The organism is Moorena sp. SIO2C4 (assembly GCF_010672485.1).
Classification (GTDB): Bacteria; Cyanobacteriota; Cyanobacteriia; order Cyanobacteriales; family Coleofasciculaceae; genus Moorena; species Moorena producens.
The window spans coordinates 1-3,615 of the sequence record NZ_JAAHGN010000792.1 but is presented as its reverse complement, the minus strand read 5'-3'; the positions used below and the strand labels follow the sequence as shown (position 1 = coordinate 3,615).

Sequence of the window (3,615 nt, the reverse complement as noted above, 5' to 3'; positions counted from 1 at the left end):
CCGCGCTGCCTCCCCAAGACCGCGCTGCCTCCCCAAGACCGCGCTGCCTCCCCAAGACCGCGCTGCCTCCCCAAGACCGCGCTGCATCGCTGCTCCCTAAAAACCATAAATTTGTACCTCACAAGTCGTAGAATTGCTATATAAGTTTGACATACAAAGGAGGTGTGGCTCCCCGGACCCGAATCCCACGCCTCCCTCTGTTTCCCTATTCCCAATTCCGAATTTCCCTATTTTATCCGCGCAGTGCTATAGTTAAAGGTTTAAAACCTAGTCGGCTTTTTTAGCTCGGAAAGTAGCTGTGACTGTATAGTCAGAGGTGCGGTAACCGGTGAAGCCGACATGTTCACATTGGACAAATCCAACTGATGCCATTAGTTCTAAAACTTTGGAAATAGGTATAGCGCCTGCTACACAATCGCACCAACTTCCTGCTTGTATTTCTGACTCAGAATTGCCTTCGCGAACTACATCCACCAAATAAAACCTACCCCCTGGTTTCAAGCAATTATAGGCTTGGACAAAAGCACATTTTTTACGAGGTGATAAGTTAAATGTCCCATTGGCAATGACCACATCGGCTACACTTTCGGGAATGTCTTCGTGTTTGCCCATATCAAAGGGTGCTTTAATCACTTCAATAGTCGTGAAGTTACATAATTCGGCATTTTCACGGGCTTTATTCACCATTGCGGCGGTCATATCTACACCAATGACTTTCCCGGTTTCACCTACCAAACTAGCAGCAACACAAAGGTCAGCACCGGCACCACATCCTAAATCGACAACGGTTTCACCTTTGTTAATCGGGCCAAGGGAAAAAGAATTACCGCACATACAGGAAGACTCCCAAACTTGCTCAGGAAGTTGGGATACCTCATATCCCATTTTGGCGGCATTTTCTTTACCATAGGGTAGGGGATTAATGGTGCCGAACCCTGCTTGAGGATTTTCAGCCAGTTGGGTATACTGCTTCAGAATTTCCTTAAAGGAACGGGTGACACCAACTGTTAACTTAATTTGATTCCAAAGTTGATCACTTTCCAGGAATTCATTGTAGTCAATCACACCATTGTTGTCACTGTCTGCTTTGGCAATGAGTGTCGTCAGTTCATCTTCGCCAAGATTAACCTTCAACGAGTCCAACAATTGACGTAATTCATCGAGTGAGATAGAACCATTGCCATCTAAATCAATCAGGGAAAAGATTTCCCGTAGATCATCTTGGGAAGTGAGGTCTACCTTGTTGACTACCCATTCCGCAAATTCATTAAATTCGATAGTTCCACTTAAGTCGGCATCGGTCTTGATCAAGACCGCTTCTAGTTCTTCATCGGTTAGAGTCATTCCCAGAGACCCCATAGCATTGGCTAACTCTTCTCTAGTTAGAGACCCATTACTATCAGCGTCAAACAAATCAAATACTTCTTTGAATTCATCACGTTGAGCCGGTGTCAATTGACTTGATTCAATCGCTGACATAAGTTGATTTACCCTTTTTGTTAACTACAAATAACTACAAGTTTTTTGAATTATAATTGAATTATAAAAGTTGTGTATCCAAATTTATCCAGATAAATAATCGAACATTAAAACGGCGGTATAGCGACAATATCTATATTAGTAAGCAATGGAATAAAAATCAATGCTCAATCATTAATAAAATCTAAAATAGATTATCTTAATTGTCAATTATATGGAAGCAATATTTATTAAATGTAACGTCAACATTCAGCATCGGCAAACTTTGGAGCTAAAAAAAAGGGGGAGTCGGAACGGTTCCCCCTTGACAATCCCCATTTTTAGGTCAAAACTATAAAGATGATAACGAAAAAGGTAATAACTTGATTGAATAACTTTATTAAATAACTTTATTAATTAATTATTTTCTTTAAGTTATGTAACAGCTTTTAGACTTCAGGTTTGCTTAAGCTTTCAGGTTTGCTTAAGGGTTCAGGTTTAAGCTACGGCAGGGGCAAAATGTGATAAAACTTTAAATTACGTTGTAACTCTTAACAAAAAAAAGCGCTTGAGATCACCAATACCCTGGTAAACTCAGAAAGCAATATATATATAGCAATAGATAGCAATCGTCATTGATTGGTGAAACTGACCCTGGGACAAGGTGTTGCCTTGTGTTCCCTGTTTGGGGAATCTTTCTCGGTTTCACGAGCTGATCCCGATTGCTATATGATCAGTCTTGGGTTTGGGCGTGGGTTGAGTAACCCGGATATGGCCACACCAGGGCACCGAGAATGGTAAGCAACTATAACAAGCAAGCAAGAGCTTAAGATGGTAGATTCCCTTAAAAAACCTGATTTTGATGAAATCCGACCCGGTATAAAAGTTCCGGCCAAGGACACGATCCTAACTCCCCGGTTCTACACTACTGACTTTGAAGCAATGGCGAAGATGGACCTCTCGCCTAATCAGGATGAACTCGAAGCCATCCTGGAAGAGTTTCGAGCTGACTACAATCGTCACCATTTTGTCCGGGATGAGGAGTTTAATCAATCCTGGGACCATATTGATGGGGAAAAACGCCGGTTATTTGTTGAGTTTCTGGAACGTTCCTGTACAGCGGAATTCTCTGGTTTCTTGCTGTATAAGGAATTGGGACGGCGCTTAAAGAATAAAAATCCTGTGCTGGCAGAGTGCTTTACCCTGATGTCTCGTGATGAAGCACGTCATTCGGGATTCCTGAACAAGGCCATGTCAGATTTCAATCTACAGCTGGATTTGGGATTCCTGACTAAGAGCAAGAAGTACACCTTCTTTCAGCCGAAGTTTATTTTCTACGCTACTTATCTGTCTGAGAAGATTGGCTATTGGCGGTATATTACTATCTATCGCCATTTAGAAGCGCATCCTGAAGACCGGGTCTATCCAATTTTCCGCTTCTTTGAAAACTGGTGTCAGGATGAAAACCGTCACGGGGATTTCTTTGATGCGCTGATGAGAGCCCAGCCGGATACGCTGAATGACTGGAAGGCTAAGCTTTGGTCCCGATTCTTCTTGCTGTCGGTGTTTGCCACTATGTATCTGAATGATGTTCAGCGGTATGGATTTTATGCCTCCATTGGTTTAGATGCTCGTGAGTATGATAAGCATGTGATTGAGAAGACTAATGACACCTCAGGACGGGTCTTCCCAGTTATTTTGGATGTAGACCATCCGGAATTTTATGAGCGTCTAGAGATTTGTGTCCGGAATAATGATAAGCTCAGAGCGATCGCTAACTCAAATACGCCCAAGTTCTTGCAAATATTCCAGAAGTTGCCCCTCTACATGTCTAATGCCTGGCAGCTCCTGAAATTGTACCTGATTAAGCCCATTGATATGACGGCTAAACAAGGTTCTATGATCTAAAGTTTGCTCCGCTAACTGTTAGCTTCGTTTTTGTGGTGATTCTACATTAGGTAGGATCACTTTTTTTTTGATTTACGCTGGGAATCGGGAATCGGGAATCGGGAATCGGGAATCGGGAAAGAGAGGGGAGTGTGGGGAGATAGGGAGATGGGGAGATGGGGAGATGGGGGAGATTTTTAGTAAGGGTAATAATAACGTTTCTAATACTTAAGCTATTGTGCATTTAAATTGAATATTATTCCGTTAGAA

4 protein-coding genes are annotated in these 3,615 nt (G+C 42.4%); 2 read left to right on the top strand and 2 right to left on the bottom strand.

Translation table 11 applies throughout. The annotated features are described in order from the left end of the window. Nucleotides 1-267: 267 nt before the first annotated feature. Nucleotides 268-1,479, bottom strand: a complete 1,212-nt coding sequence (locus F6K20_RS29130; RefSeq protein WP_287297011.1) for an EF-hand domain-containing protein — start codon at nucleotides 1,477-1,479, stop codon at nucleotides 268-270. Between the two features lie 621 nt (nucleotides 1,480-2,100). On the opposite strand from F6K20_RS29130, the gene F6K20_RS29125 reads away from it, so the two are divergent. Both F6K20_RS29125 and acsF read left to right on the top strand, forming a co-directional pair. Next, complete coding sequence (locus F6K20_RS29125) at nucleotides 2,101-2,259, top strand: hypothetical protein (RefSeq protein ID WP_154659956.1); 159 nt, start codon at nucleotides 2,101-2,103, stop codon at nucleotides 2,257-2,259. Between the two features lie 30 nt (nucleotides 2,260-2,289). Further along, on the top strand, nucleotides 2,290-3,366 hold the full coding sequence (acsF, locus tag F6K20_RS29120; protein WP_287297009.1) for a magnesium-protoporphyrin IX monomethyl ester (oxidative) cyclase: 1,077 nt from the start codon (nucleotides 2,290-2,292) through the stop codon (nucleotides 3,364-3,366). 46 nt (nucleotides 3,367-3,412) lie between these two features. Here acsF and F6K20_RS29115 read toward each other — a convergent pair whose 3' ends face one another. Further along, nucleotides 3,413-3,589, bottom strand: coding sequence for a hypothetical protein (locus tag F6K20_RS29115; RefSeq protein WP_287297007.1), 177 nt, complete (start codon nucleotides 3,587-3,589; stop codon nucleotides 3,413-3,415). Nucleotides 3,590-3,615 lie beyond the last annotated feature (26 nt).

Bases quoted from the DNA above. Each gene is read 5' to 3' on its own strand.
- F6K20_RS29130 (WP_287297011.1), bottom strand. From the start codon at position 1,479: ATGTCAGCGATTGAATCAAGTCAATTGACACCGGCTCAACGTGATGAA.
- acsF (WP_287297009.1), top strand. From the start codon at position 2,290: ATGGTAGATTCCCTTAAAAAACCTGATTTTGATGAAATCCGACCCGGT.
- F6K20_RS29115 (WP_287297007.1), bottom strand. From the start codon at position 3,589: ATGCACAATAGCTTAAGTATTAGAAACGTTATTATTACCCTTACTAAA.